Below are 25,332 nucleotides of genomic sequence, written 5' to 3' on the forward strand. Positions count from 1 at the left end.
GGGCGTCAGACGGCGTGCCGGTCCGTGGCGTTGAGCCGCGCGACCGTCGCGTCGTAAGCGCCCGACGTCTCGGCGAAGCGGAGGAACTTCACGCCCTCGACGAGGATCTCGTGGGCGTCGGGACGGGCCGCGAGGAGGTCGACCACCTCGTCGGCGAACGCGTCCAGCGGCATGGCGACCGGGTTGTCCTCCTGCCCCGGCATGAGGGCCGTGCGGACCGCGGGCGGCACGATCTCGATCACCTGCACGCCCGCCGGCTCGAGCTGCAGCCGGATGCCCTCGCTCAGCCGGTGGACCGCGGCCTTGGTCGCGTTGTACGTGGGCGTCACGGCGAGCGGCACGTGCGCCAGCCCCGAGGAGACCGTGACGAACGCGGCGCCCGAGCCCGCCGCGGCGCGGGCACGCAGGTGCGGCAGGAACGCGGCGGCCAGGCGGATCGGGCCGAGCAGGTTGGTGGTCACCGTGCGCTCGGCGGTGGCGAGGAAGTCGGACGAGGTCCAGTCCTCGGGCTGCATGATGCCCGCCATGGCGACGACGGCGTCCAGGCCGGGGTGGCGCTCCAGCACCACGTCGCGGGCCGCCTCGATGCTTGCGGCGTCGGCGGTGTCGACGCGGACGGCCCCGATCCCGGGGTGGGCGGCGACGATCTCGTCGAGCAGGGCGGTGCGGCGGCCGCCCACGATCACGGTGCTGCCGCGGGCCCGGAGCCGGAGGGCGAGCGCGAGGCCGATGCCGCTGGTCGCGCCGGGGACGAAGACGGTGCTGCGGGTGAGGTCCATGCCCCTCACCCTGCGCGGCCCGGCGCGCGGGCGGGAGAGGAGCGGTCGTCGGGGGACCGACGATCCCTGGCTGCGGCCTGGCCCGACCGGCGGCGGCGGCGGACGATGGGCGCATGGAGCGTGCCGCCGACCGTCGAGAGCTGGCCGAGTTCCTGCGCCGTCGCCGGGAGGCGGTGCAGCCCGCCGACGTCGGCCTGCCCACGGGCGCCCGACGTCGCACCGCGGGGCTGCGGCGGGAGGAGGTCGCGGCGCTCGCCGCCATGTCGGCCGACTACTACACGCGGCTGGAGCAGCAGCGCGGCCCGCAGCCCAGCGAGCAGATGCTCGCGTCGCTGGCGCGGGCGCTCCGGCTCACGGACGACGAGCGCGACTACCTGTTCCGCGTGGCCGGTCGGGGGGCGCCGGACCGGGTGACGATGTCGTCCCACGTGTCGCCCGCGCTGCTGCGCGTGCTCGACCGCCTGTCCGACACGCCCGCCCTCGTGCTGTCCGCGCTCGGCGAGACGCTCGTGGCCAACGATCTCGCCGTCGCGCTGCTGGGCGACCGGTCGGCGCTGACGGGGTGGGCGCGCAGCGACGTCTACCGCTGGTTCACCGACCCGTCCGAGCGGCTGCTGTACCCCGAGGACGACCGCGACCGGCAGGGGCGCTCGCTCGTGTCCACGCTGCGTGTGGCCCACGGGATGCTCGGCCCGCGCTCGCGCGCGGGCGAGCTGGTGCGTGAGCTGCGGGAGCGCAGCCCCGAGTTCGCCGAGCTGTGGGACCGGCACGAGGTGCACCAGCGGTTCGCCGACCACAAGACGCTCGTGCACCCGCAGGTCGGGCCGATCGAGCTGGACTGCCAGGTGCTGTTCACCGAGGACCAGACGCAGGCGCTGCTGGTGCTCACCGCGCCGCCGCGCTCCGAGGCGGAGGAGAAGCTCGCCCTGCTCGCCGTCCTGGGCCAGCAGGCCATGGCGCGCTGACCCCGGCGCGATGCAAGAACAGGCAGTTGTGCACTTTCTCGCGGCCTACGGGGTGCACAACTGCCTGTGCCGCGAGGTGCGTGTCGCTTGGCATGCCTTTGTGGCGAGAGTATGGTCCTCGGCATGGCATCGAAGCCCTCACACAGAGCGCTGCAGGAACCCGCGTTCCTCGTCCTGTCGGCCCTCGCGCAGGGGCCGGCGCACGGGTACGGCATCTCCAAAGACGTCGAGGAGAGCTCAGGCGGGCGCGTCGCGCTGCGCGCCGGCACTCTTTACGGCGCGATCGACCGGCTCGTCGCCGCCGGACTGGTCGAGGTGGACCACGAGGAGGTGGTCGACTCCCGGCTGCGGCGCTACTACCGCCTGACCGTCGAGGGCGGCACCCGGCTCGATGCCGAGGCCCGCCGGGCCGAGGCGCAGGCACGCCAGGCGCTGGAGCGCCTCGCGGCGCGGCGGATGTCCCGACCGGGCCGCGCCGTCACCGGCGGTCTCGGGGAGGTGCCGGCATGAGCGCCGACCGCCCCGACCCGACCGACGTCACCGCTGTCGTCCCCGCGCTGGTGCGCGACTATCGCCGGCTGCTGCGGCTGTTCCCGTTCGCGTACCGCCGCGCACACGGCGCCGAGATGCTCGGCCACCTGCTCGACGCCGCCGCGCCCGGGCAGTCGCGACCCGCGCGCGGGGACGTCGTCGACCTGCTGCGCGCCGCCGCGCGGGAGTGGGCGCTTGCGCCGCTGGGACCCACGCCGGAACGACGACGCCGGGGCGCCGTCGGCGTGCTCGTCGTGCTCTCCGTCGTGCTCGGCTACCCGGCGGCGTCCTCGCTCGGCGCGGTGGCGCAGGGCGTCGCCCACGGGCACGATGTCGCCGGGCTCGGCGTCGCGGTGCCGCTCGCCCCGGGGTGGGCGCTGTGGGTGCTCGCCTCCCTCGCGCTCGCCGCCGGTCTGTTCCGGGCCGCCGTGCGGCTGCTCGGCGCGGCCGCGGCTGCGACCTGGGTCGCGCTGGGCGGCATGACAGTCGTCGGGGCGACGGGTGGTGGTCTGTTCCCGGTGCTCTCCGGGCTCGGGTGGGCGGTCGCGCAGTCGGCCCTCGTCGTGGCCGCAGCGGTGCTCGCCGCGTCCCAGGGGCTCGTCCCGGCTCCCCGGGGCGTCGCCGGGCTGGTCCGAGTGGCCGGTGCCGTCGGCGCGCTGATGCCGGTCGTCGCGCTCGCCCGCACGGCCCTGGGGCTCGTGCCATGGTGGCCGTCGTACGACGCGCCGTTCGCGGATCTCGGCGGCGGCATCGTCGTGGTCGGCACGTGTGTGCTCGCCGGGGGCCTGCTGGTGTCGCGCCGTGCCCGGCAGGCGCTGCCCGTCCTGGCGGGCGTCGGCGCGGCCGTCGTCGTGGGCCGGACCGGGCTGATGGGCTCGCGGGGACTCCTGCCGATGGACGTCGTGGACGAGGGGAACCTCTGGGTGCTCCTCGCGATCGCGCTCGTCGCCACGGCGTCCGCGCGCTGGGTCGTCAACCGGGTGGACGGGCTCGCGGACGCCCGCGCCAGCCTCCGGCCGGGTGCCGAACAGGCGGTTGGTCCCGGGATGGGCGCCGTCTGACGCTCATACCGGGACCAACCGCCTGTTCGGCGCACCGGGGTCAGGCGAGGTAGTCCTCGACCAGCCGGGCGGCGATGCCGGTGTACGACGCGGGCGTGAGGTCCGCGAGGCGCGCGGCGACGTCGTCGGGCAGGCCGAGGCCGGCGACGAACTCGCGCATCCGAGCGGCGTCGACGCGCTGCCCGCGCGTGAGCTCCTTGAGCCGCTCGTACGGGTTCTCCATGCCCTCGACGCCGGCGACGGACGCGGCGCGCATCGCAGACTGGACGGGCTCGCCGAGCACCTCCCAGTTGTGGTCGAGGTCGTCGGCCATGAGCGCGGCGTTGACGTTGAGCGCCTTGAGGCCGCGGCGGACGTTGTCGATCGCGAGCAGCGAGTGGCCGAACGCCGGGCCGATGTTGCGCTGCGTGGTGGAGTCGGTGAGGTCGCGCTGCAGGCGGGACGTCACGAGCGTGGCCGACAGGGTGTCGAGCAGCGAGCACGAGATCTCGAGGTTCGCCTCGGCGTTCTCGAACCGGATCGGGTTGACCTTGTGCGGCATGGTCGACGAGCCGGTGGCCCCCGCGACGGGGATCTGCGTGAAGAAGCCCAGCGAGATGTACGTCCACACGTCGGTCGCGAGGTTGTGGAGGATGCGGTTGAAGCGGGCGACGTCGGCGTAGACCTCGGCCTGCCAGTCGTGCGACTCGATCTGCGTGGTCAGCGGGTTCCAGACCAGGCCCAGGTGCTCGACGAACGCCTTCGACACGGCCGGCCAGTCGGCGCCCGGGACGGCGACGACGTGCGCGCCGTAGGTGCCGGTGGCCCCGTTGAGCTTGCCCAGGTACTCGGCGCCCTCGACCCGGCGCAGCTGACGGCGCAGGCGGTGCGCGAGGACGGCGAGCTCCTTGCCCATCGTCGTCGGCGTGGCCGGCTGACCGTGCGTGCGGCTGAGCATCGGGACCTCGGCGTGCTCGCGCGCCATCTCGGCGAGCTGGTCGGTCAGCGCGGTCGCGGCGGGCAGCCACACCTCGCGCACGCCGCCCTGCACCATGAGCGCGTACGACAGGTTGTTGATGTCCTCGGACGTGCACGCGAAGTGCACCAGCTCGCTCGCGGCGGGGAGGCTGGTCTCGCCGAGGACCTCGGGCGCGGCGGCGATGCGGCGCTTGATGAAGTACTCGACGGCCTTGACGTCGTGCACCGTCTCGCGCTCGATGGCGGCGAGCTCGGCGATCTCGTCCGCGCCGAACGCGGCGGGGATCCGGCGCAGGTAGGCGATCTCGGCGTCGGTTAGCGTGGGGGCGCCGGGGACGACGGCGCCGGGGGTCGCCGTCGTGCCGTTGCACAGCGTGACCAGCCACTCGACCTCGACGTGGATGCGCGCCCGGTTCAGCGCGGCCTCGCTGAGGTGGTCCACCAGCGGCGCGACGGCGCCGCGGTAGCGGCCGTCGAGCGGCCCCAGCGCGATCGGCGGGGTGACGTCCGCGAGAGTGACGCGGGTCGGGACGGCTGTGGACTCTGTCGGCGAGGTCTGCGGCGCGGGGGAGGTCACGGCCCACATTCTCCCACGGGCGCAGACGGACGTGGTGAGCGCGATCTCGGGGACAGGCCGACCGCGACCTGTCCCCGAGATCGCGCTCACCACGATCGCCGGCGCCCGGTTCAGCCGAGGAGCGGGTAGCTCCCGCGGACCGTGCCCCGCGGGTCGCGGGCCCGCTTGAGGTCGCGCAGCCGGGCGAGGGCGGCGTCGTCGTACGCGGCCGCGGCGCTCTCGCCCGGGGCGAGGAACGTGGCGGGCTTGCGCAGCGTGGCGACCCTCGCGAGCTCGGCCGGCAGCGCCTCGAGGCGGTGGCCGACGGCGGCCGCGAGGCTCGGCTCGAACGCCAGACCGAACGCGTACAGCAGGTAGGGCTCGTCGATCGCGCCCAGCGCGCCCGCGCCGTCGCCCGGCGCGGCCAGGGCGCCGCCCAGGTGCCGCAGCTGGAGCACGAGCAGCGGCGCGACCGAGGTCGTGAACAGGCGCTCCACCGCCTCGTCGTCGATCCCCTGCAGCAGCTCGGCGCGGCCCTTCCCCGCGGAGGGGTCGGTCGGGTCGGCGGTGATGTCACCGACGTCGACCGGCGCGACCGGGCCGATCGCCGCGTCGACGCCCTGCCCGAGGACGTCGGGGACGGCGGCGAACGGGGCGAGCAGCGTCCGGGCCTCGGCCGCGTCGCCGAGGTACGCGGCGTGCACGACGACGACGGCCGGGGCGCCGGGCGCCTCCACCCGCGACAGCCAGACGCTGAGCTCGGCCGGGGCCGTGGCGGTGACCTCGCGGAAGGCGCCGAGGACCTCGGCGGCGCGCGCGGCCGGCCAGGCGACCTTGCCGCCCGCGAACGCGGGCAGCTCGACCAGGTCGATCTCCATCGCCGTCACGACGGCCAGGTCGCCGCCCCCGCCGCGCAGCCCCCAGAACAGCTCGGGGTCGGAGGCGGCGGTGACGGTGACCTTCTCGCCCGCGGGGGACACGACGTCGAACGACCGCACGTGGTCGGCCGCCAGGCCGTGGGCGCGGCTGAACCACCCCAGCCCGCCGCCGAGGGTGTAGCCGACGGCGCCGACGCCAGGGGCGCTGCCGAGCAGGGTCGTGAGGCCGTGCGGGGCCGCGGCGGACTGCACGGCTCCCCACGACGCCCCGGCGCCGACCCGGGCGGTGCGGCGCACCGGGTCCACCTCGACGGCGTCGAGCGCGCGGGTGCGCAGGAGGACGGTGCCCACCACGTCGCCCGACGCGCCGTGGCCCGTCGACTGGGCCGCGACCGTCAGCCCGGCGTCGCGCGCGTGCCGCACCGTGGCGGCGACGTCGTCGGCGTCAGCGGCCTCGACGACGGCCGCGACGGGCTGCCGGACGGCGAGGTTCCAGGGGGTCGCGGCGGCGTCGAACGCGTCGTCGCCGGGCAGGAGCACCCGCCCGCGCAGGTCGCGGGCGAGGGCCGGGGAGAAGGTGTCGGTCGAGGCCACATCGGTCGAGGCCGGATCGTTCGAGGTCAGGGAGGTCATGCGGGCTCCTGGTCGAAGGGCCGGTGTCGCACCCTCGTGGTTCGGTGTCACCGGCAGCGTGCGCTGTCACCTCTCTGACACGGCCCGACGAAGGAGTGTGACCGGTGAGCACGGATCAGTTCGCGGCGGGCCGGCTCACGGCGGATCAGTTCGAGGCTTTCCGGCCGCACCTGCGTGCGGTCGCGTACCGGGTGCTGGGGTCGACGGCGGACGCGGAGGACGCCGTGCAGGACGCGTGGGTGCGCGCGCATGCCGCCGGCGCCGCAGGGGTGGAGAACCTCGGCGGCTGGCTCACGACGATCGTCGGACGGGTGGCGCTCAACCTGCTGCGCTCGCGCGGGACGCGCCGGGAGACGGCGTGGGACGGGCACCTGCCGGACCTGCTCGTGGCGCCGGCCGACGGGCCGGCCGACCCCGAGCGGCGGGCGGTCGAGCAGGACGACCTCGGCTCCGCGCTGATGGTCGTGCTGGACACCCTGACTCCCGCCGAGCGCGTCGCGTTCGTGCTGCACGACCAGTTCGCGGTCCCCTTCGAGGAGATCGCGCCGCTCGTCGACCGGTCGCTCCCCGCCACGCGTCAGCTCGCCAGCCGCGCGCGCCGCAAGGTGCGCGACGCCGTGCCCGTGCAGGACGACGTCGCGCGGCGTCGGGAGGTCGTCGCCGCCTACCTCTCCGCGTCGCAGGCGGGGGACTTCGACGGCCTCGTGGCGCTGCTCGACCCGGAGGTCGTGGTGCGCCTCGACTACGGGCCGGGGGAGCTGTCCCGCGTGCTGCGGGGCGCGCAGGCCGTCGCGGAGCAGGCGCGCCTGCACTTCGGCACGGCGCGCTTCTCGCGGCTCGCGCTCGTGGCCGGCTCGCCCGGCCTGGTCACCGTCCTCGAGGACGGGACGGTCTACTCGCTGCTCGCGTTCACGGTGCGGGACGGCCGGGTGGTCGGCATCGACATCCTGTCGGACGCCGCCCGGCTCGCGGGGGTGCCGGAGGCATAGCGGACGTCGGTCTCGGACGTCGGTATCCGACGTCGGCTTCGGACGCGGGGACGGCGCGGCGCGGTGGGGAGCCTGTCCCCAGGGCGGCGCCGTCCACAGGCCGAAGTCGCGCCCGGAGTCACGGTCGGGGCGCGGCCTAGCGTCGCGGGCATGACCTCACCGGCCCCACCCTTCTCGTCCCCGGCACCCGACCCGAGCGCCGCCCGTGCCGCCGTCCTCGTGGCGCACCACGACGTCCTCGACGCCACTGCGGGCGCACGGCGCAGCCTGGCGGTGGCCTGGCAGTCGACAGCGGCCGACCGGTTCCGCGACGACGTCGGCGCCCTGCTCGCCGACCTCGACGCCGATCTGCGGCTCCTCGAGGGGGCTGCCGAGGTGCTGGCCCGGTGACGCGCGGGCTGCCGCCCGAGGAGACCCTGGACGTCGTGGGCGGCCGGGCCCTCGCCCAGGTCGACGCCGAGGCCGTGCAGGGCGCGGCGGTGCTGCTCGACGGCGTGGCGGAGGGCCTGCGGCGGGCGTCCCACCGGTCGTTCGGCGCCGCCGGGACCCTGCGGGGTGCGGCGTGGGCCCCCGACCCGTGGCCGCGACCGGCCGTGCCGCTGCCCGGCGCCGCGGGGGACGACGCCGCGGCTGCCGCGTCCCGGGAGGCGGCTGCGGCTCGGCTGGACGAGGTGAGCGCCCGGCTGCGCGCCCGGGCCGCGACGGCGGAGGGCTGCTCGCGCCGGCTGCGGCTCGCGGCCGGCCTGTACCGGGATGCGGAGAGCGTGGTGCAGCGCGTCGCCGACGGGGCCGTGACCCTGCTGGCGGGCGCGGCGGGAGCCTGGCTCGGGCTGGCGGCGACGCCGGTGCTCACCGTCACGTCCGTGGCGGACGGGCTGCGCGGTGTCCGGGCCCGCGGCGCCTCACCCGGCTCTGGCTCACCCGGCTCTGGCTCACCCGGCTCTGAATCGACGGGCTCCGGCGCGACCGTGGCGCCGCCGACCGCGTCCTCCCCGCCCGATCCGCCGACAGCGCCGGTGACGACGGGCCCCGACGGGAGGCTGGCGAGCGTGTGGCGGGTCGTCGCGCCGTTCTCCGACGAGGCGGTCGGGGGTTTCGCGGCGGGGTTCAGCGCCACCCGGCCGTTGACCTGGCAGGACCTGCGGCGCGGGATCGAGGAGGGCCCGGCGGCCGCGCTGGACCCCGTCACGCGCGGCGCGGGCTCGCTGTCCGACGTCGTGGCCGCGCTGCTGCCCGACGCGGTGCCCCAGGTGGTGGCCCTGGCCGACGCGGACCTCGCCGGCCAACGGCCCGGGTGGGCGGACCGGCCGGCGGGCTCCGTCGCGGAGACGCTCGCGCGCACCGCGGACCTCTACCCCCAGGGCAGCGGAGTCGTCGACCGGCCCGCGGCCGGTGTGCCCGCCGGGACGCTCGCGGTGGAGGAGGTCGTGCACGGCGACGGCACGACGTCGTGGACCGTGCTGATCCCCGGGACCCAGGAGCTCCTGTCGTCCTCGAACCCGTTCGACGCCGCGACCGACCTCGGCCTCATGGCGCACGAGGCGGCGGACGTGTCCGTGGCTGTGGAGCAGGCCCTCGACGCGGCGGGCGCGTCCCCGGACGAGCCCGTGGTGCTCGTGGGCCACAGCCTCGGCGGGATCGCTGCGGCGGCGCTCGCGGCGTCGTCGGCGTTCCGCGCGAACCACCCCGTCGGCGGCGTGGTGACCGCGGGGGCGCCAACCGCGTCGTTCGCCCTCCCCGCGGGGGTGCCCGTGCTGCACGTGGAGAACGAGGAGAGCCTGGTCGAGAACGTGGACGGCCGGTCCCGCGAGGAGGGGCCGGCCACGGCGGACCGCGTCACGGTGGGGCGCCGGCTGCTGGACTCGACGGACCCGGCCGACGTCGCCGCGGCCGGGAGCATCTCGCTCGCCCATGCGATGCCCACGCACCTGCGCACGCTGGCGGCGGCGCGGCGGTCCGGGAACGTGCAGGTGGCGGGGGTGACGGCGCGGCTGGAGCGGCTGCTCGACGGCACCCGGGCGCGCACCCGGTTCTTCGCGGCGCGCCGGGTGGACCCGGCGCCGCCCCTGGTCATGGCGCCCGGGACGACGGCGCCCCCGCCGGTGAACCCGACGGGGGCGATGCTGCACTGAGCGTGTCGTGCGGCGGAGGCCGGTGCGTCAGCCCTTCTTCGGCGCGAACGCGCCGATGATCGCCTGCAGCACGGCGAGGATGAGGGCGATCCAGACGAACCACCAGAAGCCGCCGCTGACGTCGACGCCCCAGTCCCCGAACCACCCCTGGTCGGTGATCCAGGTCGTGAGCCACAGCACACCGGCGTTGATGACCAGGTAGAAGAGGCCCAGCGTGAGGATGAGCAGCGGGATCGAGATGATGCTGACGATCGGCTTCACGAAGCTGCTGATGATGGTGAACACCAACGCGACACCGAGCACCGCCAGGATGTACTCGAGCACGTTGTCGCCGTCGTACGGGGGCAGGATCTCGAGGTTGGTGAAGATCAGGTCGCTCAGCCACAGCGCCACGGCTGTGACGAGGGTGCGGACGATGAAGTTCATGCGGCCATCGTGGCACGTCATGAGTGCGCGGGGCAGGCGCGACGCTCGATGCCGCGGGGCTCGGTGGCCGGATCCCGGCGACCGGCCCGCGCGCGTAGGCTCGCCGGGTGAGCGAGCCGTCCGTCCTCGTCCTGCACGACAACCCCGACTGGCTGCCGCCGTTCGAGCGGGCCTTCGACCGCGCCGGCGTGCCCCTGGAACCGGTGCACCTGGGCGACGTCGCCCTGGACCTCGCCGCGCCGCCGCCCCTGGCCGTGCACTGGTCGCGGCTCAGTGCGTCCGCGCACACGCGCGGCGTCCCGCACGCACCGGAGGCCGCGCAGGCGGTGCTGTCCCGGGCCGAGGCGGCGGGCCGCCGAGTCGTCAACGGCACGCGCGCCGCGGCGCTCGAGGTGAGCAAGGTGCGGCAGTACGCCCTGCTGCGCGCCGCCGGGCTCGACGTGCCGCGCACGACCGCCGTCACGGACCGCGCGGCGCTGCGGGCGGCGGCCGCACGGTTCGGCGCCCCGTTCATCACCAAGCACAACCGCGGCGGCAAGGGGCTGGGGGTGCAGCGGTTCGACGACGTCGAGACGTTCGCCGCCGCCCTGGACGCGGGCCTGCTCGACGAGCCCGTCGACGGCGTGTGGCTGCTGCAGGAGCTGCTCGTCGCGCCCGAGCCGTTCGTGACCCGTGCGGAGTTCGTCGGCGGCCGGTTCCACTACGCGGTCCGCGTGGACACGTCCACCGGGTTCGAGCTGTGCCCGGCCGAGGCGTGCGCGCTGCCGGGGGCCGACGGCGTCGCCCCGCCGCCGCTGTTCGCCCTGCGGCCCGAGGTCACGGCCGAGCACCCGGTCGTCGTGCGGCTCGAGCGGCTGCTCGCCGAGCAGGGGATCGAGATCGCCGGGGTCGAGTTCTTCGAGACGGTCGACGGCCGCACCGTGCCGTACGACATCAACACGAACACCAACTACAGCCCGGACGTCGAGGAGTCCGTCGAGGTACCCGCCGCCGACGCGATCGCCCGGTTCTTCGCCGGCCTGGTGCGGGAGCTCGCCGGGGGAGTACCCGCCTCCGCGAGGTAGTACCCACCGTGCCGAGGTAGTACGAGCCCTCGCGAGGTAGTACGGACCGAGCCGAGGTAGTACGAGCCCTCGCGAGGTGGTACTGCCTCGCGGAGGGAGGGACGACCTCGCCCACCACCGCGCGGGTGGCATCCTTGATCGCTGTGACCACCCCCGCTGACTCGCCGGCCGTCCAGAACCCTGCCGTCCCCCTGCGCGCCGCCGTCGCCGCGCTGCCCGCGTACGTGCCGGGCGCGCGGCCCGCCGAGGGCGCGAAGCTGTGGAAGCTGTCGTCGAACGAGAACCCGTACCCGCCGCTGCCGTCCGTCCTCGAGGCCATCACGCGTGCGGCGGAGGAGACCAACCGCTACCCCGACATGTACGCGACGGAGCTCGTCGAGGCGCTCGCGGCGCACGTGGGCGTCCCGGCCGAGCAGGTCGTGGTGGGCAACGGCTCGGTGGCCGTGCTCGGGCACGTGCTGCAGGCCGTCGTCGAGCACGGCGACGAGGTCGTGTTCCCGTGGCGGTCGTTCGAGGCCTACCCGATCGTGGTCGCCGTCGCGGGCGGCGTCGCCGTCACGGTGCCGGTCGCCGCGGACGGCCGGCTCGACCTGTCCGCCATGGCCGCCGCCGTCACGCCCCGCACGCGCGTCGTCATGGTCTGCACGCCCAACAACCCCACCGGCCCCGTGGTGCACGCGGACGAGCTGGAGGAGTTCCTCGCCGCGGTTCCGCGCGACGTGCTGGTGATCGTCGACGAGGCGTACCTCGAGTTCGTGCGCGACCCGCAGGCGCCCGAGGGTGTCGACCTGCTGCGCCGGCACCCCCACGTCGTCCTGCTGCGCACGCTGTCGAAGGCGTACGGGCTGGCGGGCCTGCGCGTCGGGTACGCCGTCGCGGAGCCGCGCCTCGCCGCCGGCATCCGCGCGGTGTCGACGCCGTTCGGCGTGAACCACATCGCCCAGCGCGCGGCGCTGGCCTCGCTCGAGCCGGTCGCGCAGGACGAGCTGCGCCAGCGGGTCGACGCGCTGGTCGCCGAGCGCGATCGCGTCGTCGCCGCCCTGCGCGAGCAGGGCTGGAACCTGCCGGAGACGCACGCCAACTTCGTGTGGTTCCCCCTCGGCGAGGAGACCGTGGCGCGCGCCGCCGAGGCGACCGCCGCCGGCGTCCTCGTGCGCCCCTTCGCCGGCGACGGCCTGCGCGTCAGCATCGGCGAGGTCGAGGCGAACGACGCGTTCCTCGCCGTCGCCGCCACCTGGCGCCCCTGACCCTGCCCCGCCACCCGGGTGGGTGGCGGGCAGGGTCAGGTCAGCGGGGGAGGTTCCGCAGGTTGGAGCGCGCCATGGACATGACCTCGCCCATGCCGCCGCCGAAGATCTGCTTCGTCATCGCGGTGGCGAACCCGCGGATCTGCCCCGACGTGATGGACGGCGGGATGGACAGCGCGTTCGGGTCGGTGACGACCTCGATGAGCGCCGGGCCCTTGCGGTCCAGCCCGTCCCGGAGGGCGCGGCGCAGGTCCTTCGGCCGCTCGACCCGGACCGACGGGATGCCGACGGCGAGGCCGATGTTCCGGTAGTCCACGGGTGGGGAGTCGGTGCCGTACGACGGCAGCCCCTCGACCAGCATCTCCAGCTTCACCATGCCGAGCGTCGCGTTGTTGAAGACGACGACCTTCACCGGCAGGTCGTAGGTGCGCACGGTGATGAGCTCGCCCAGCAGCATGGACAGGCCGCCGTCGCCGGCGAGCGCCACGACCTGCCGCCCGGGCTCCGCGAACGCGGCGCCGATGGCGTGCGGCAGGGCGTTCGCCATCGACCCGTGGATGAACGACCCGATGACGCGCCGCTTCCCGTTGGGCGTGAGGTAGCGGGCCGCCCACACGTTGTTCATGCCGGTGTCGACGGTGAACACGGCGTCGTCGGCCGCCGTCTCGTCGAGCTGCACGGCCGCGTACTCGGGGTGGATGGGCGTGTGCTTCTCCACGTTGCGGGTGTACGCACCCACGACCTTGGTCATGAGCCCGGCGTGCTTGTCGACCATCGAGCGCAGGAACTTGCGGTCCTTCTTGCGCTTGACCAGCGGGTTGAGCAGCTTCAGGGTCTCGCCGACGTCGCCGTGCACCGGCAGGTCGAGGCGGGTGCGACGGCCCAGGTGGGAGGCGTCGACGTCGATCTGCGCGGTGCGGACGTCGGCGGGCAGGAACGAGTCGTACGGGAAGTCGGTGCCGACCATCACCAGCAGGTCCGCCGAGTGCATCGCCTCGTGGCAGGAGCCGTAGCCGAGCAGGCCGGACATGCCGACGTCGTGGGGGTTCTCGTACTGGATGATCTCCTTGCCGCGCAGCGAGTGGCCGACCGGCGCGGCGGCCAGGTCGGCGAGCTCGAGGACGGCGTCGCGGGCGTCGCGCGCGCCCGCGCCGACGAACAGCGTGACCTTCTTGGCCTGGTTGATCGCGTCGGCGAGGGCCTCGACGTCGGCGGTGTTCGGCACGACGCGCGCCGGGCAGGCGCCGGGCACGAGGATCGGGGCGTCGTCGTCGGGCACGCGCTCGTCGGCGACGTCGCCCGGCAGGGTCAGCACCGCGACGCCCGGCGCGGCGAGCGCGTGCTGGATGGCCGACCGCGTGACGCGCGGCAGCTGGGCCGGGGACGAGATCAGCTCCGAGAACACGGACGCCTCGTTGAAGATGCGGTCCGGGTGGGTCTCCTGGAAGAACTGCGTGCCGATCTGCGCGCTGGGGATGTGCGACGCGATGGCGAGCACCGGCAGCCTGGAGCGGTTCGCGTCGTAGAGGCCGTTGATGAGGTGCAGGTTGCCCGGCCCGCACGACCCGGCGCAGACGGCGAGCTCGCCGGTCACCTCGGCGTCGGCGGCGGCCGCGAACGCCGCCGCCTCCTCGTGACGCACGTGCACCCAGTCGATGCCGTCGGTGCGGCGGACGGCATCGACGACGGGGTTCAGGGAGTCCCCGACGATCCCGTAGATGCGCTTCACGCCGGCGGCGACGAGCTGGTCGACGAGGTGTTCGGCGACGGTGCGGGCCATGGCGAGACCTCCTGATGACGGCGGCTGGTCCGTCTCGATCCTGCCTCCGGTGCCGTGTTTCCGCAGGACGTCGGGACGTGAGGTGGCGCACGCGCACCTCTCCGGCGAGGGTTGACCTCAACCATGGTTCAGGTCGGACGATCGGGGCATGACGACGATCACGCCGGTGCAGACCGTCCCCACGAGCGTCCCGCAGCACGTCCGCGACCTGGTTGCCCGGGTCACGGGCGACGAGAAGCACGACCCGAGCGCGCACTCGACCCTCGACGTCGTGTGGACGCTGTACGACCAGGTGCTCCGCGTCGACGCGGCCCGCCCGGACGCCCCCGACCGCGACCGGTTCCTGCTCTCCAAGGGCCACGGCCCGGCCTCGACGTACGCCGTGCTGGCGGCGAAGGGCTTCTTCCCGGCGTCGTGGCTGGACGACGTCGGGTCGTTCGACTCGCCGCTGGGCCACCACCCCGACCGCATGCTGGTGCCGGGCATCGAGATCGGCAGCGGCTCGCTCGGGCACGGGCTGCCGCTCGCCGTCGGCCTCGCCCTCGGGCTGCGCGGCCGGTCGACCGCGCGCGTCGTCGTCCTCGTGGGCGACGCCGAGCTCGACGAGGGCAGTAACGCGGAGGCGATCCAGGTCGCCGGCCGGTACGGGCTCGGCAACCTCACCTGCGTCGTCGTCGACAACCACAGCGACAGCCTGGGCTGGCCCGGCGGCATCGCGCCCCGGTTCGCCCTCGAGGGCTGGACGGCCGCCGAGGTGCGCACCCACGACCAGCCCCGCCTGACCGCCGCGCTGCGGCACACCGAGCCCGACCGGCCCACGGTCGTGGTCGTCGACACCACCTCGAAGGACGCTGCATGACCGCCCTCGCCCCTGCCCCGCAGGCGCTCGACCTGCGCACCCGCCTCTACGCCGAGCTCGACCCGCTGCTCGACGCGCACCCGGACGTCGACGTCGTCCTGGCCGTGATCGGCTCCGGCTACATGGGCCGCGCGATCGCGCGCCACCCCGGCCGCATCATCGACGTCGGCATCCGCGAGCAGGCGCTCATCGGCGTGGCCGGCGGCCTGGCCCTGGCCGGGCGACGGCCGATCGTGCACACGTTCGCGTCGTTCCTCGTGGAGCGGCCCTACGAGCAGGTGAAGCTCGACCTCGGGCACCAGGACGTCGGCGCCGTGCTGGTCAGCGCCGGCGCCTCGTACGACGTGTCGGCCGGCGGCCGCACGCACCAGTCGCCCGCGGACGTCGCGCTGATCTCCGCGCTGCCGGGCTGGACGGTGCACGTGCCCGGCCACGCCGACGAGGTCGCCGAGCTGCTGCACCGCGAGGCCGCCGGAACGGGCCGCACGTACATCCGGCTCTCCGGGCAGCGCAACGCCCGTCCGGGGCCGGTGGACGGACGGCTGCACCTGGTGCGCGACGGCGGGGAGACGCCGCCGTCGTCCGGCTCGGCGCCGCTGGTCGTCGCCGTCGGCCCGATGCTCGACACCGTGCTGGACGCCGTCGCCGACCTGCCCGTCCGTGTCGCGTGGACGGCCACGCCGCACCCGCTCGACGCCGACGGGCTCCGCGTGCTGGCCGGCCCGGCGCCGGTGCTCGCCGTCGTGGAGCCGTACCTGGAGGGCACGAGCGCCGCCGCCGTCGCGGCGGCGCTGGTCGACCGGCCCAGCCGTGTGCTGCACGTCGGCGTGCCCGGCGAGTCGGAGCTGCGCAGGTACGGGACGCCGCGCGAGCACGCCGCCGCGCACGGCCTCGACGCGGCGGGTGTCCGACGGCGGGTGGCGGCGTTCCTCGTCTGACCGTCGGTCCGGGTGCCTACGCTGACGAGATGAGCAGCGACGTGAGGAACATCCGGACCGCCCTCGAGAGCATCCCCGAGCCGTGGCAGCCGCACCTGCTGGCGAGCGTCAACGACTACGCGGTGAAGGTGGTCAAGCTCGACGGGGAGTTCGTGTGGCACACGCACGACGACACCGACGAGCTGTTCCTCGTGCTCAGCGGGCAGCTCACGATCCAGCTCCGGGACCGTGACGTCGTCCTCGGGCCGCAGGACGTGTTCGTCGTGCCGCGCGGCGTCGAGCACTGCCCCCGGGCGGACGGCGAGGTGCACGCGCTGCTCGTCGAACCGACCGCCACGGTCAACACGGGGGACGCCGGCGGCGAGCGGACCGCGCCGCTGCGCGAGCTCGGCTGAGCCCCGTGTCCTCGTCGGCTCGCGCCGCGAGCGCGGCCTACGCGGCCCGGGCGCAGGAGTACACGGACCTGTTCGGCTCGATGGACGCGGTGCACGACGACGACCGGGCGCTCGTCGAGCGGTGGGCCGCCGGGCTGACCGGGCGCGTCGTCGACGCCGGGTGCGGGCCGGGGCACTGGACGGACTTCCTCGCCCGTCGCGGCCTGGACGCGGAGGGCGTCGACCTCGCGGAGCCGTTCCTCGAGCGTGCCCGGGCCGAGTACCCCGCCGTGCCGTTCCGCCGCGCCTCGCTCGCCGACCTCGGCGTGCCGGACGGCAGCCTCGGCGGCGTGCTGGCCTGGTACTCGCTCATCCACAGCCCGCCCGAGGCTGTGGACGGCACGGGGGTCGACGCCGTGCTGGCGGAGCTCGCCCGCGCCGTCGCGCCGGGCGGCGGGCTGCTCCTCGGGTTCTGCCGCGGCCCGCGCGTCGAGCCGTTCGACCACGCCGTGACGACCGCCTGGTTCTGGCCCGTCGACGAGCTGGCGGCGCGCGTCGAGCGGGCGGGGTTCGACGTCGTGGAGACCGCCGAGCGCACAGACCCCGGCGTCCGCCCGCACGGCGCGATCAGCGCGCGGCGTCGGGCGGCGGCTCCAGCGTGACGGTGCCGCCCGCGAGAGGGTCGTCGGGCAGCGGCTCCACCAGCGTGGCGACCGGCCCCGCGGCGCCGCCGTACTCCACGGGCGGGCGGATCCGGCCGAGGTAGAGGTCCTGCACCTCGTCGATGCCCTGCGCCGCCGGGCGCAGCGCCTCGCGCAGGCTGCGCGACCGCACCACCCGTACGACCAGCGCGACGACCACCGCGCCCCAGAAGGCCCATGCCGGCACCGATGCCCACGGGCTTCCCGTCACCTGGAGCACGAGGCACAGGCCCAGTGGCACGATGGCCCCCAGCAGCAGCGCGAGCCAGCCTCGACGAGTCATCGGCGTCTCCTTCGCCGCCCCGACCCTACCGACGGTTCACCGGCGGAGCAGGATCTGGGCGTACTGATCGAGGACGGTCAGGACGCCCGGGTGCTCCCACACGCGGTTGCGGCGCAGCCCGGTCCGCTCGACCAGGACGCCGGCGTCGGCGAGCTGGGCGAGAGCGTTCTGCGCGGTCTGTCCCTTCATGCCCAGGTGGTCGGAGAGGAAGCGAGCGTTCACGACGGGGTGGGACACCAGATGCGGCACCACCCGCCATGCCACGGCCTGTCGCCGGAGCCCACGGAGGTGTTCGCGGGCGACGTCGACCTGCGCGGCGAGGTCGTCGACGAGCCGGGAGCCCGACGAGGCCGCGAAGCGGGCGGCGTCGGCGAAGCGCTCCACGATCGGTCGTGCGTCACCGTCGCGGTAGGCGGTCAGCGACGCGAAGTACTGCTCGATCTGCGTGAGCAGCCCCGCGGACACCGGTGCGGTCGTCGCGGTCAGGATCCCTTTCGCCCGCAGGACGGAATGCACCATGGCGCGGCCCGTGCGCCCGCTGCCGTCGACGAACGGGTGGACGGTCTCGAAGTGTGCGTGCGCCACGGCCGCCTGGAACAGGACGGGCAGGTCGTCGCGACGGAGGAAGGCGACCAGGTCCTCCATCGCGTCTGGGACGAGCGGCGCCTGGGGTGCGACGTGCGAAGCTCCCCGAGGACTGATCGCGCTGGTCCCGATCCACACGAGCTGGTCGCGCCAGCGCCCCGCGTGGTCCTCCCAGCCGCGCTGTCCCGACAGGAGCGCACGGTCCATCTCCAGGATCGCGTCGGTGTCGAGTCGGTCCGCCAGCGCGAGTGCCGCCTCCATGGCGCGGACGTTCGCGACGACGGTACGGGCGTTCGCCGAGGTCGACCGCTCGATCTCGGCGAGGCCAGCTGTCGGGGCCCGACGGTGAGGTCTTCGATCTGGGACGACGACGCGGACTCCGTGCGCAGGAGGATCGAGCTCATCGGGCCGAGCGTCGGGCTCGTCGTCCCGAGGACCTTGGCCGCGTACTCGTCGAAGCGGCTGAGGGCAGCGGTGGCCTCCTCGACGTTCGCGGACAGGTCCGCGGGGACGCTCCATACCCAGCCGCCGATCGCCGGCGGGACGGTCGAACGGTAGGGCCCGGACGCTGCAGCGCGCGCGGACCGGCTCGTCATCCCGTCGGAGTCGGCAACCCAGTACTCGTCGACGTACCCGAAGGCGGGGACCTTGACCATGAGGGTCATCTTCATCAAGGTTTCGGCGAAACCTTGACTAAGGCGCGCTCGCTAGTCCAGGTTGCGCAGCGCCGTCGGGATCGCCGTGTCCCCGGCGGAGAAGCGGACGAAGCGGCCGACGGTCGCGGGCTCGCGCAGCGCCGCGGCCACGACCTGCGCGACGTCGGCGCGCGGCACGCTGGTGTCCGTCCCGGCGGGGACGGCGCCGGTCTCGGGCAGGACGGCGATGCGCCCCGTGGGCGGCTCGTCCGTCAGTGTGCCGGGGCCGAGGATCGTCCAGTCCAGGTCGGTGGTGCGCAGGTGGTCGTCGGCGGCGAGCTTCGCGTCCGCGTAGGCGAAGAAGCCCGCGCTCTCGGGAACGCCGTGCTCGGGCGTCGAGCCCACCCACGACACCATGACGTACCGGCGCGCACCGGCGCTCGCCGCGGCGTCCATGGAGCGGATCGCGGCGTCCCGGTCGACGGCGTACGTGCGCTCCGGGTCGCCGCCGCCGGCCCCGGCGGACCAGACGACGGCGTCCGCGCCGGCCAGCGCGGCGGCGATCTCCTCGGTGCTCGCGTGCTCGACGTCCAGCAGCGCGGGCTCCGCACCGAGGTCGGCCACGCGGTCCACCTGCTCGGGCTTGCGCACCACCCCGACGACGTCGACCACCGGCCCCGTGCCGCCGTCGGCGAGCAGCGGGATGAGCTGGCGCGCGACCTTGCCGAGCGCGCCGACGACGACGACCTTCATGACGACCTCCGAGCGGGGCGAGGAACCGGACTCCCACCGTAAGCATCAGCGGGCGGGCCGCCACCGTGGGCCGGGCGCACCCGCGGTCAGCGGGCTCGCGCGACCCGGGCGGCCAACGCGGCGAAGACGAGCGCGAGCACGGCCTGCACGCCGACGGCCACGACGAACCCGCGCGGCAGGCCGGGGGCCGCGGGCACCCCGGCGCGCGCTGCGACGGCCTGGAACAGCCCGCCGAGCACGGCGACGCCGAGGCCGAGGCCGAGCTGCTGCAGCGTGGTGAACAGCCCGCCGGCGACGCCGGCCGCCCAGGTGGGCGTGCGCGACAGGACGGTGCGCAGCACCGGCCCGTACATGAGCGCCTGCGCGGCGCCGAGTGTCATGAGCAGGGGCTGCAGGGCCGCCGTCGTCCCGCCGTGCCCGCTGCCGACGACGAGGGCGAGCCCGCCCAGCACGGCGGCCTGCGCGACGGAGGACCCGGTCATCGTCCATCGCCCGGTGCGGCGCTCGATCGCGGGTGTGGCGAGGGCCGTCGCGACGAACGCGCCGCCGAAGCCGAGGAGCAGCACGACCGTGCCCCAGGCGTCGGCGCCCAACGCGCCCTGCGCGAGCGCCGAGAACTCGTACAGGAACGCCCCGTAGCCGGTGAAGAACAGCAGCGTCATGATCAGCCCGTCGCGCACGACACGGGTGCGCAGCACGCTGGGCGGCACGATCGGCAGCTCGCCGCGCCGCTCGGCCGCGCGCTGCGAGCGGGCGAACAGCGTGAGGACGACGCCCGAAGCGGCGAGCATCCCGAGCAGCGCGGGCGGCCAGCCGGCGGACGCGCCGAGCGTCAGCGGCACCACGAGCAGCAGCAGGCCGGCGGCCAGCAGGGCGGCGCCGCGCAGGTCGAGCGCGAGCGGCGCCGTCGAGCGTGACTCCGGGACGGTGCGCAGCGCGAGCAGGGCGGCCACGGCGATCGCGCCGGTGGCGGCCTGCACGGCCCGCCAGCCCACGTGGTCGCCCGCGACGCCGACCACCGCGCCCGCGAGCACCTGCCCGGCGATCGTCGCGACGCCGCTGACGGCGGTGAACAGGGTGACCCCGAGGGCCCGCAGGCGGTCGGGGGCGGTGGCCTGGATCGTGGACAGCACCTGCGGGGTGAACAGCCCCGCGGCGACGCCGAGCCCCGCGCGCAGCGCCACGAGCACGGGCAGGGTCGGGGCGGACGCTGCCAGGACGGACAGCGCGGCGAACGCCGCGAGGCCTGCGGCGAGCAGCCGACGTCGTCCGAAGCGGTCGCCGAGGCGCCCGGCCACGACGAGCGTCGCGGCGAACGTCGTCGTGTACGCGGACAGGACGAGCTGGCCGCCCGACACCGCGACGCCGAGGTCGGCCGTGATCGCCGGCGCGAGCAGGTTGACCGAGCCGAACGTCATGTTGACGGGCAGGTACGCGACGAGCAGGACGGCGAGCCCGAGGCCGGTGAGCGCCCGGTGCGACAGCGAAGCGGCGGGCGCCGTCGCGGCAGGCGCGGCCGCTCGGCCGGCGGGCGGGGTGGTGGTCGTGGTCATGACGACGACGGTGCGCCCGCGTCCATCCTGGTACCAGGAGCCTGTCGATCGTGGTACCACCACCACCTGGTTGCGCGCCCGGGCGAGGGTGACACTGGGGCGATGACGTCGACGACCCCCGACCGTGCCGCCCTCGGCGCCTTCTTGCGCGAGCGCCGCGGGCGCGTGACGCCCGGCGACGTCGGGCTGCCCGTCGGCGGGCGGCGACGCACGCCCGGCCTGCGCCGCGAGGAGGTGGCGCAGCTCGCCGGGGTAGGGGTCACCTGGTACACGTGGCTGGAGCAGGGGCGGGCGAGGAACGTCTCGGACCAGGTGCTCGACGCCGTCGCCCGGGTGCTGCGGCTCGACGCCGCCGAGCGCCGCCACCTCATGGTGCTCGCGGGCCGCGAGGCCGCCGTCGCGCCCGGACCGCCGCCAGGCGTGCGGCCGGAGCAGCTCGCCGTGCTGGCCGGGCTGCTCCCGTACCCGGCGGCGGTGCAGACCGACGCCTACGACCTGCTCGCGGCCAACCGGGCGTACCGGTACCTGTTCGACGACCTCGACGCCCGCCCACCCGAGGACCGCAACTGCGCCTGGCTGATGTTCACCGAGCCGCACTGGCGCGGGGCGCTCGGCGACGCCGAGGACGTCGTCCTGCACAACATCGCCGCCCGCCTGCGGGCCCGGGAGCCGGAGCACCGCGACGACCCCCGCTGGTCCGCGCTGCTGGCGCGGCTGCGGGCGTCGTCGGCGGACTTCGTGCGGCACTGGGAGTCGTACGACGTCGCCGGGGACGGCACCCAGCTGCGGCACTACCGCTCGGCCCGCGCGGGTCGCCTCGACGTGCACTTCCAGAGCCTGTGGCTGGACCGGGCCCGTGGCGACCGGATCATCGTCATGACGCCGGCCGACGACGCGACGGCGCAGCGGCTGGAGCGGCTGGACGCGCTGGTGGGGGCGGCGCCCGCCGTGACGTCGCGGGACGACGGGGCCGCCGGTCGCGGATTGGCCGTGTCGGTCACCGGCCCCGCAGGGGGATGATGGTCCCCGTGCGCACCATCCGACAGAGCCGCAAGCTCCGCGGCGTCCGCTACGACGTCCGCGGTCCCATCCTCGTCGAGGCCCAGCGCCTCGAGGCCGAGGGCCACCGCATCCTCAAGCTGAACATCGGCAACACGGCGCCGTTCGGCTTCGAGGCACCGGCCGCCATCCAGGCCGACGTCGTGCACCACCTGCCGGAGGCGCAGGGGTACAGCGACTCGCGCGGCATCTACGAGGCGCGCACCGCGGTGGCGCAGTACTACCAGTCGCGCGGGCTGCGCGACACGAGCGTGGACGACGTGTTCATCGGCAACGGTGTCTCGGAGCTCATCTCGATGGTGCTGCAGGCGTTCGTCGACGAGGGGAACGAGATCCTCGTCCCCGCGCCGGACTACCCGCTGTGGACGGGTGCCGTCACGCTGTGCGGGGGCACCGCCGTGCACTACCGGTGCGACGAGGAGAACGGCTGGATGCCGGACCTCGAGGACCTCGAGTCGAAGATCACCGAGAACACGCACGCCATGGTGATCATCAACCCGAACAACCCCACCGGCGCCGTGTACAGCAAGGAGATGGTGGAGGCGATGGTCGACATCGCCCGCCGCCACGACCTGGTCGTCCTCACCGACGAGATCTACGAGAAGATCCTGTTCGACGGCGCCACGCACCACCACGCCGCGGCCGCGGCGGGTGACGACGTGCTGTGCCTGACGTTCAGCGGACTGTCCAAGGCGTACCGCGTGTGCGGCTACCGGGCCGGGTGGGTCATGGTGTCCGGCCCGAAGGAGAATGCCACCGAGTTCCTCGAGGGCCTCACCCTGCTGGCGAACATGCGCATGTGCGCCAACGTGCCCGCGCAGCACGCCATCCAGACCGCCCTGGGCGGGTACCAGTCGATCGACGAGCTGATCGTGCCCGGCGGCCGGTTCTACGACCAGGCGATGCTGGCCGACAAGCTGCTCAACGAGATCCCCGGCGTCACCTCCGTGCGGCCGAAGGGCGCGCTGTACTGCTTCCCGCGCCTCGACCCGGAGATGTACCCGATCGAGGACGACGAGGCGTTCGTCATCGACCTGCTGCGGGCCAAGAAGATCCTCGTCACGCACGGCACGGGCTTCAACTGGTTCGAGCCCGACCACTTCCGCCTGGTGACGCTGCCGGACGAGGAGGTCCTCACCGAGGCCATCGGCCGCATCGGGGAGTTCCTGGCCACGCGCCGGCGGTAGCCCGCCCCACCCGTTCTGCAACTAGTGGTTGCACATCCCTCGCCCGCGGGCTAGCGTGATGTGCAACCACTAGTTGCAGGAGGGGTCATGGGTTCGACGAGCGAGCTGGGAAGCATCGAGCGGGAGATCTACGTCGAGGCGGCGCCGGAGGTCGTCTTCGAGGTGGTGAGCAGCCCAGAGCACGTCCGGCAGTGGTGGCCCGACGACGCGGACTTCGACCCGGAGCCCGGCGCGGCGGGGTCGATCACGTTCGGCGAGGGCCCGGACCGGACGGTCGAGTCGTTCACGGTGGTCGAGTCGCTGCCGCCGCGGACGTTCTCGTTCCGCTGGACGCACCCGGCCCGGCAGGAGGCGACGGCGGGCAACTCGCTGCTCGTCACCTTCGAGCTCGTGCCGTCCGGCGACGGGACGCTGCTGCGCATGACCGAGACCGGCTTCCGTGAGCAGGGCTGGGAGGTCGCGGTCCTCGAGCAGCGCTACCGCGAGCACGTCGACGGCTGGGCCTACTACCTGCCGCGGCTGGTGACCTACGCGGGGTCGCTGGAGGTCCGGCCATGACCGGGACGTCGTCGTCCGTGGACGACGGGCTCTGGTCCGCGATCGGCGACCCCACGCGACGCCGCATCCTCGACCTGCTGCTGGCCGACGGCGGCGGCACCGCGTCGTCGCTGAGCCGGCAGCTGCCGGTCACCCGGCAGGCCGTGGCCAAGCACCTCGACGTGCTCGACCGCGCCGGCCTCGTCCGGTCGACGACGGCGGGACGGGAGAAGCGGTGCGAGGTCGACGCCGCCCAGCTCGAGCGTGCCGCCGACCAGCTGGCCGCCGTCGGCCGCACCTGGGACCGGCGCCTGCAGCGCATCAAGGCGATCGCCGAGGCGATCGAGACCACGAGAAGGAGCTGATCACGATGGTGGACATCCTGCACAGGATCGCGACGACGACCGCGACGCCCCAGGCGATGTACGACGCCCTGACGACCGTGGACGGCCTCGCCGGCTGGTGGACCCAGGAGACGACGGGCGACGCCGGACTCGGCGGGAAGGTCGAGTTCCGCTTCCCCGAGGGCGGCTTCGTGATGGAGGTCGAGGAGCTGCGGCCGAGCGAGCGCGTCGTGTGGCGCGTCGTCGACGGCCCCGAGGAGTGGGTCGGCACGACCGTCGAGTGGGACCTGCGTCAGGACGGCGACTGGACCGTCCTGCTGTTCGCGCACCGCGGCTGGCGCGAGCCCGTGGAGTTCATGCACCACTGCAGCACCAAGTGGGCCACGTTCCTGCAGAGCCTCAAGGCCCTCGTCGAGGGCGCCGACGCCGCGCCGTCGCCCCGGGACGTGAAGATCGACAACTGGAACTGACGACGCTGCCCTACCTCGCCGTGAGTGCGACGGCGTGCGCGACGTGCTCGCGCGTGGCCGCGAACGCCGCCGCCATCTCCCGCGCCTGTCCGGGGTACTCCGCGTGCCCGGCGGAGTGCACCGCCAGCTCCAGCTCGGCCCCGGTGCCGGCGCGCTCGGCGGCGCGGACGCCGGAGGCGACGCCGAACTGGCCGGGCGGTGGCACGTGCGCGTCCCAGAGGGCGCACTCGACGCGGGTGGGCACCCGCAGGTACGTCGCCGCCACGGACGCGTCGGTGAGGGCGAGGACGGCGCGGGCCTCGGGGTGCGCGGCCACGTACGCGCGCTGCGCCTCGCCGCTACCGGTGCACGGCACGGCGAGGCGCTCGTCGTACTGGCCGAAGCTCGGCACCTCCAGCGTGGCGCCCACGAACCGGTCGTCCCACGGCACGGCCAGCGCGCCCACCCCGCCGCCGAAGCTCGTGCCCACGTAGTACAGGGGCAGGTCGGCGGGCACGCCCGCGACCCCGGCGAGCACCTCCCGCAGCGCCGTGGCCGCGTGCCACAGGTCGACGGCGCAGCGCCCCAGCACGTACGTCTCCACGTCCTCGATGCCGGCGAGCACGTGCGCGGTGCTCACGTCCGGGGCGCCCACCCCGGCGTTGAGCGCACCCAGGCCGCGCGCCACGGGGAAGATCACCGCCGCGTCGCGAGGCACCCGCTCGAACGACGGCGCCTCGCGGCCTCCGTACCCGTGCCCGTGCACGATGCCGACCCGGACGGGCGCGTCCACGGGCAGCGCCAGCCAGGCGCGCAGACACAGGCCACCGTCGGCGGTGAACGTCACGACCGACACCTCGTGGGCGCCCTGCCGACCCACGGGCTCCGCCACGACGTCGGCCTGCACGTCGCGCGCGGCGTCGTGCCACGACCGCCACAGGTCGGCGAAACCGTCCGGCTCGGCGGCGGGCGGCACGGCCAGCAGGCCGTCGCGGTCGTAGCCGTACGTGCCGTCGATCGGGCTGTCGGGGAACCAGGCGTCATAGGGGGCGGGCAGGATCACGGGATCTCCAGGCT

General features: G+C 74.9%; 27 protein-coding genes. 17 read left to right on the forward strand and 10 right to left on the reverse strand.

The genetic code is table 11. The features are described from left to right. Nucleotides 1-5: 5 nt before the first annotated feature. Nucleotides 6-779 (reverse strand): SDR family oxidoreductase, encoded by a 774-nt coding sequence (locus ACQP6G_RS15500; protein ID WP_429765534.1) that lies wholly within the window; start codon nucleotides 777-779, stop codon nucleotides 6-8. Between the two features lie 113 nt (nucleotides 780-892). On the opposite strand from ACQP6G_RS15500, the gene ACQP6G_RS15505 reads away from it, so the two are divergent. The 3 genes from ACQP6G_RS15505 (at nucleotide 893) to ACQP6G_RS15515 (ending at nucleotide 3,336) form a co-directional block, all read left to right on the forward strand. Further along, entirely contained in the window at nucleotides 893-1,744 is an 852-nt protein-coding gene (locus tag ACQP6G_RS15505; RefSeq protein ID WP_429765536.1) for a helix-turn-helix transcriptional regulator, read from the forward strand. A gap of 123 nt (nucleotides 1,745-1,867) precedes the next feature. Continuing rightward, nucleotides 1,868-2,254 carry a PadR family transcriptional regulator gene (locus tag ACQP6G_RS15510; protein ID WP_429765537.1) on the forward strand — a complete coding sequence of 129 codons (387 nt, stop codon included), beginning with the start codon at nucleotides 1,868-1,870 and terminating at the stop codon, nucleotides 2,252-2,254. Continuing rightward, nucleotides 2,251-3,336 carry a hypothetical protein gene (locus ACQP6G_RS15515; protein ID WP_429765538.1) on the forward strand — a complete coding sequence of 362 codons (1,086 nt, stop codon included), beginning with the start codon at nucleotides 2,251-2,253 and terminating at the stop codon, nucleotides 3,334-3,336. The genes ACQP6G_RS15510 and ACQP6G_RS15515 overlap by 4 nt, the downstream gene beginning before the upstream one ends. A 40-nt stretch (nucleotides 3,337-3,376) precedes the next feature. Here the strand turns inward: ACQP6G_RS15515 and purB are convergent, their stop codons facing one another. Further along, complete coding sequence (gene purB / locus ACQP6G_RS15520) at nucleotides 3,377-4,879, reverse strand: adenylosuccinate lyase (protein ID WP_429765540.1); 1,503 nt, start codon at nucleotides 4,877-4,879, stop codon at nucleotides 3,377-3,379. 101 nt (nucleotides 4,880-4,980) lie between these two features. Beyond that, a complete protein-coding gene (locus ACQP6G_RS15525) occupies nucleotides 4,981-6,360 on the reverse strand; it encodes an FAD-binding oxidoreductase (RefSeq protein WP_429765541.1) in 1,380 nt (459 codons plus the stop codon). Nucleotides 6,361-6,464: 104 nt separating this feature from the next. On the opposite strand from ACQP6G_RS15525, the gene ACQP6G_RS15530 reads away from it, so the two are divergent. The 3 genes from ACQP6G_RS15530 (at nucleotide 6,465) to ACQP6G_RS15540 (ending at nucleotide 9,481) form a co-directional block, all read left to right on the forward strand. Beyond that, entirely contained in the window at nucleotides 6,465-7,349 is an 885-nt protein-coding gene (locus tag ACQP6G_RS15530) for a sigma-70 family RNA polymerase sigma factor (protein ID WP_429765543.1), read from the forward strand. Nucleotides 7,350-7,499: 150 nt separating this feature from the next. Then, the gene (locus ACQP6G_RS15535; RefSeq protein ID WP_429765545.1) at nucleotides 7,500-7,739 is read left to right on the forward strand and encodes a hypothetical protein; all 240 of its coding nucleotides are present in this window, start codon (nucleotides 7,500-7,502) and stop codon (nucleotides 7,737-7,739) included. Continuing rightward, a complete protein-coding gene (locus tag ACQP6G_RS15540) occupies nucleotides 7,736-9,481 on the forward strand; it encodes a hypothetical protein (RefSeq protein WP_429765547.1) in 1,746 nt (581 codons plus the stop codon). Before ACQP6G_RS15535 ends, ACQP6G_RS15540 begins: the two co-directional genes overlap by 4 nt. 27 nt (nucleotides 9,482-9,508) lie before the next feature. Here ACQP6G_RS15540 and ACQP6G_RS15545 read toward each other — a convergent pair whose 3' ends face one another. Continuing rightward, nucleotides 9,509-9,907, reverse strand: coding sequence for a phage holin family protein (locus ACQP6G_RS15545; protein WP_429765549.1), 399 nt, complete (start codon nucleotides 9,905-9,907; stop codon nucleotides 9,509-9,511). Nucleotides 9,908-10,014: 107 nt separating this feature from the next. Between ACQP6G_RS15545 and ACQP6G_RS15550 the strand changes: the two genes are divergently transcribed. Both ACQP6G_RS15550 and hisC read left to right on the forward strand, forming a co-directional pair. Continuing rightward, nucleotides 10,015-10,971, forward strand: a complete 957-nt coding sequence (locus ACQP6G_RS15550) for an ATP-grasp domain-containing protein (protein WP_429765551.1) — start codon at nucleotides 10,015-10,017, stop codon at nucleotides 10,969-10,971. 143 nt (nucleotides 10,972-11,114) lie between these two features. Next, a complete protein-coding gene (hisC, locus tag ACQP6G_RS15555) occupies nucleotides 11,115-12,218 on the forward strand; it encodes a histidinol-phosphate transaminase (protein WP_429765553.1) in 1,104 nt (367 codons plus the stop codon). Between the two features lie 40 nt (nucleotides 12,219-12,258). Here hisC and ACQP6G_RS15560 read toward each other — a convergent pair whose 3' ends face one another. Next, nucleotides 12,259-13,998: a pyruvate dehydrogenase gene (locus tag ACQP6G_RS15560; RefSeq protein ID WP_429765555.1), complete on the reverse strand. Its 1,740-nt coding sequence runs from the start codon at nucleotides 13,996-13,998 to the stop codon at nucleotides 12,259-12,261. 148 nt (nucleotides 13,999-14,146) lie between these two features. Here ACQP6G_RS15560 and ACQP6G_RS15565 point away from each other — a divergent pair, with 148 nt between their 5' ends. The 4 genes from ACQP6G_RS15565 to ACQP6G_RS15580 are packed head-to-tail and all read left to right on the forward strand — an operon-like array spanning nucleotide 14,147 to nucleotide 16,831. Continuing rightward, nucleotides 14,147-14,857 carry a thiamine pyrophosphate-dependent enzyme gene (locus ACQP6G_RS15565; RefSeq protein WP_429765556.1) on the forward strand — a complete coding sequence of 237 codons (711 nt, stop codon included), beginning with the start codon at nucleotides 14,147-14,149 and terminating at the stop codon, nucleotides 14,855-14,857. Then, on the forward strand, nucleotides 14,854-15,795 hold the full coding sequence (locus ACQP6G_RS15570) for a transketolase family protein (RefSeq protein ID WP_429765557.1): 942 nt from the start codon (nucleotides 14,854-14,856) through the stop codon (nucleotides 15,793-15,795). The genes ACQP6G_RS15565 and ACQP6G_RS15570 overlap by 4 nt, the downstream gene beginning before the upstream one ends. Nucleotides 15,796-15,824: 29 nt before the next feature. Then, nucleotides 15,825-16,190 (forward strand): cupin domain-containing protein, encoded by a 366-nt coding sequence (locus ACQP6G_RS15575; RefSeq protein WP_429765559.1) that lies wholly within the window; start codon nucleotides 15,825-15,827, stop codon nucleotides 16,188-16,190. 5 nt (nucleotides 16,191-16,195) lie between these two features. Further along, nucleotides 16,196-16,831, forward strand: a complete 636-nt coding sequence (locus ACQP6G_RS15580; protein WP_429765561.1) for a class I SAM-dependent methyltransferase — start codon at nucleotides 16,196-16,198, stop codon at nucleotides 16,829-16,831. Here ACQP6G_RS15580 and ACQP6G_RS15585 read toward each other — a convergent pair. The 4 genes from ACQP6G_RS15585 to ACQP6G_RS15600 all read right to left on the reverse strand — a co-directional run bounded on the left by ACQP6G_RS15585 (nucleotide 16,797) and on the right by ACQP6G_RS15600 (nucleotide 20,679). Continuing rightward, nucleotides 16,797-17,153 (reverse strand): hypothetical protein, encoded by a 357-nt coding sequence (locus ACQP6G_RS15585; protein ID WP_429765563.1) that lies wholly within the window; start codon nucleotides 17,151-17,153, stop codon nucleotides 16,797-16,799. The two genes, ACQP6G_RS15580 and ACQP6G_RS15585, sit on opposite strands and share 35 nt — an antisense overlap. A 36-nt stretch (nucleotides 17,154-17,189) precedes the next feature. Next, on the reverse strand, nucleotides 17,190-17,999 hold the full coding sequence (locus ACQP6G_RS15590) for a Fic family protein (RefSeq protein WP_429765565.1): 810 nt from the start codon (nucleotides 17,997-17,999) through the stop codon (nucleotides 17,190-17,192). A gap of 446 nt (nucleotides 18,000-18,445) precedes the next feature. Continuing rightward, complete coding sequence (locus tag ACQP6G_RS15595; protein WP_429765567.1) at nucleotides 18,446-19,126, reverse strand: NAD(P)H-binding protein; 681 nt, start codon at nucleotides 19,124-19,126, stop codon at nucleotides 18,446-18,448. Between the two features lie 86 nt (nucleotides 19,127-19,212). Next, complete coding sequence (locus ACQP6G_RS15600; protein WP_429765568.1) at nucleotides 19,213-20,679, reverse strand: MFS transporter; 1,467 nt, start codon at nucleotides 20,677-20,679, stop codon at nucleotides 19,213-19,215. A 102-nt stretch (nucleotides 20,680-20,781) separates the two neighbouring features. Here ACQP6G_RS15600 and ACQP6G_RS15605 point away from each other — a divergent pair, with 102 nt between their 5' ends. The 5 genes from ACQP6G_RS15605 (at nucleotide 20,782) to ACQP6G_RS15625 (ending at nucleotide 24,276) form a co-directional block, all read left to right on the forward strand. Beyond that, nucleotides 20,782-21,699: a helix-turn-helix transcriptional regulator gene (locus ACQP6G_RS15605; protein ID WP_429765570.1), complete on the forward strand. Its 918-nt coding sequence runs from the start codon at nucleotides 20,782-20,784 to the stop codon at nucleotides 21,697-21,699. An 8-nt stretch (nucleotides 21,700-21,707) separates the two neighbouring features. Further along, nucleotides 21,708-22,925: a pyridoxal phosphate-dependent aminotransferase gene (locus tag ACQP6G_RS15610; RefSeq protein WP_429734439.1), complete on the forward strand. Its 1,218-nt coding sequence runs from the start codon at nucleotides 21,708-21,710 to the stop codon at nucleotides 22,923-22,925. An 87-nt stretch (nucleotides 22,926-23,012) separates the two neighbouring features. Then, nucleotides 23,013-23,483, forward strand: a complete 471-nt coding sequence (locus ACQP6G_RS15615) for an SRPBCC family protein (RefSeq protein ID WP_429765572.1) — start codon at nucleotides 23,013-23,015, stop codon at nucleotides 23,481-23,483. Continuing rightward, entirely contained in the window at nucleotides 23,480-23,827 is a 348-nt protein-coding gene (locus ACQP6G_RS15620) for an ArsR/SmtB family transcription factor (RefSeq protein WP_429765573.1), read from the forward strand. Before ACQP6G_RS15615 ends, ACQP6G_RS15620 begins: the two co-directional genes overlap by 4 nt. Nucleotides 23,828-23,832: 5 nt before the next feature. Further along, nucleotides 23,833-24,276, forward strand: coding sequence for an SRPBCC family protein (locus ACQP6G_RS15625; RefSeq protein ID WP_429765574.1), 444 nt, complete (start codon nucleotides 23,833-23,835; stop codon nucleotides 24,274-24,276). Between the two features lie 10 nt (nucleotides 24,277-24,286). Here ACQP6G_RS15625 and ACQP6G_RS15630 read toward each other — a convergent pair whose 3' ends face one another. After that, a complete protein-coding gene (locus ACQP6G_RS15630; protein ID WP_429765576.1) occupies nucleotides 24,287-25,318 on the reverse strand; it encodes an acetylxylan esterase family protein in 1,032 nt (343 codons plus the stop codon). Nucleotides 25,319-25,332: the final 14 nt, after the last annotated feature.

The organism is Isoptericola nanjingensis (assembly GCF_050311635.1).
Classification (GTDB): Bacteria; Actinomycetota; Actinomycetes; order Actinomycetales; family Cellulomonadaceae; genus Isoptericola; species Isoptericola nanjingensis.

Excerpts from the sequence above, each read along its gene's own strand:
- ACQP6G_RS15500 (WP_429765534.1), bottom strand. The coding sequence starts at position 779 with ATGGACCTCACCCGCAGCACCGTCTTCGTCCCCGGCGCGACCAGCGGC.
- ACQP6G_RS15535 (WP_429765545.1), top strand. The coding sequence starts at position 7,500 with ATGACCTCACCGGCCCCACCCTTCTCGTCCCCGGCACCCGACCCGAGC.
- purB (WP_429765540.1), bottom strand. The coding sequence starts at position 4,879 with ATGTGGGCCGTGACCTCCCCCGCGCCGCAGACCTCGCCGACAGAGTCC.
- ACQP6G_RS15600 (WP_429765568.1), bottom strand. The coding sequence starts at position 20,679 with ATGACCACGACCACCACCCCGCCCGCCGGCCGAGCGGCCGCGCCTGCC.
- ACQP6G_RS15545 (WP_429765549.1), bottom strand. The coding sequence starts at position 9,907 with ATGAACTTCATCGTCCGCACCCTCGTCACAGCCGTGGCGCTGTGGCTG.
- ACQP6G_RS15570 (WP_429765557.1), top strand. The coding sequence starts at position 14,854 with ATGACCGCCCTCGCCCCTGCCCCGCAGGCGCTCGACCTGCGCACCCGC.
- ACQP6G_RS15515 (WP_429765538.1), top strand. The coding sequence starts at position 2,251 with ATGAGCGCCGACCGCCCCGACCCGACCGACGTCACCGCTGTCGTCCCC.
- ACQP6G_RS15625 (WP_429765574.1), top strand. The coding sequence starts at position 23,833 with ATGGTGGACATCCTGCACAGGATCGCGACGACGACCGCGACGCCCCAG.
- ACQP6G_RS15505 (WP_429765536.1), top strand. The coding sequence starts at position 893 with ATGGAGCGTGCCGCCGACCGTCGAGAGCTGGCCGAGTTCCTGCGCCGT.
- ACQP6G_RS15560 (WP_429765555.1), bottom strand. The coding sequence starts at position 13,998 with ATGGCCCGCACCGTCGCCGAACACCTCGTCGACCAGCTCGTCGCCGCC.
- ACQP6G_RS15615 (WP_429765572.1), top strand. The coding sequence starts at position 23,013 with ATGGGTTCGACGAGCGAGCTGGGAAGCATCGAGCGGGAGATCTACGTC.
- ACQP6G_RS15605 (WP_429765570.1), top strand. The coding sequence starts at position 20,782 with ATGACGTCGACGACCCCCGACCGTGCCGCCCTCGGCGCCTTCTTGCGC.
- ACQP6G_RS15525 (WP_429765541.1), bottom strand. The coding sequence starts at position 6,360 with ATGACCTCCCTGACCTCGAACGATCCGGCCTCGACCGATGTGGCCTCG.
- ACQP6G_RS15595 (WP_429765567.1), bottom strand. The coding sequence starts at position 19,126 with ATGAAGGTCGTCGTCGTCGGCGCGCTCGGCAAGGTCGCGCGCCAGCTC.
- ACQP6G_RS15590 (WP_429765565.1), bottom strand. The coding sequence starts at position 17,999 with ATGGAGGCGGCACTCGCGCTGGCGGACCGACTCGACACCGACGCGATC.
- ACQP6G_RS15585 (WP_429765563.1), bottom strand. The coding sequence starts at position 17,153 with ATGACTCGTCGAGGCTGGCTCGCGCTGCTGCTGGGGGCCATCGTGCCA.
- ACQP6G_RS15575 (WP_429765559.1), top strand. The coding sequence starts at position 15,825 with ATGAGCAGCGACGTGAGGAACATCCGGACCGCCCTCGAGAGCATCCCC.
- ACQP6G_RS15620 (WP_429765573.1), top strand. The coding sequence starts at position 23,480 with ATGACCGGGACGTCGTCGTCCGTGGACGACGGGCTCTGGTCCGCGATC.
- ACQP6G_RS15510 (WP_429765537.1), top strand. The coding sequence starts at position 1,868 with ATGGCATCGAAGCCCTCACACAGAGCGCTGCAGGAACCCGCGTTCCTC.
- ACQP6G_RS15565 (WP_429765556.1), top strand. The coding sequence starts at position 14,147 with ATGACGACGATCACGCCGGTGCAGACCGTCCCCACGAGCGTCCCGCAG.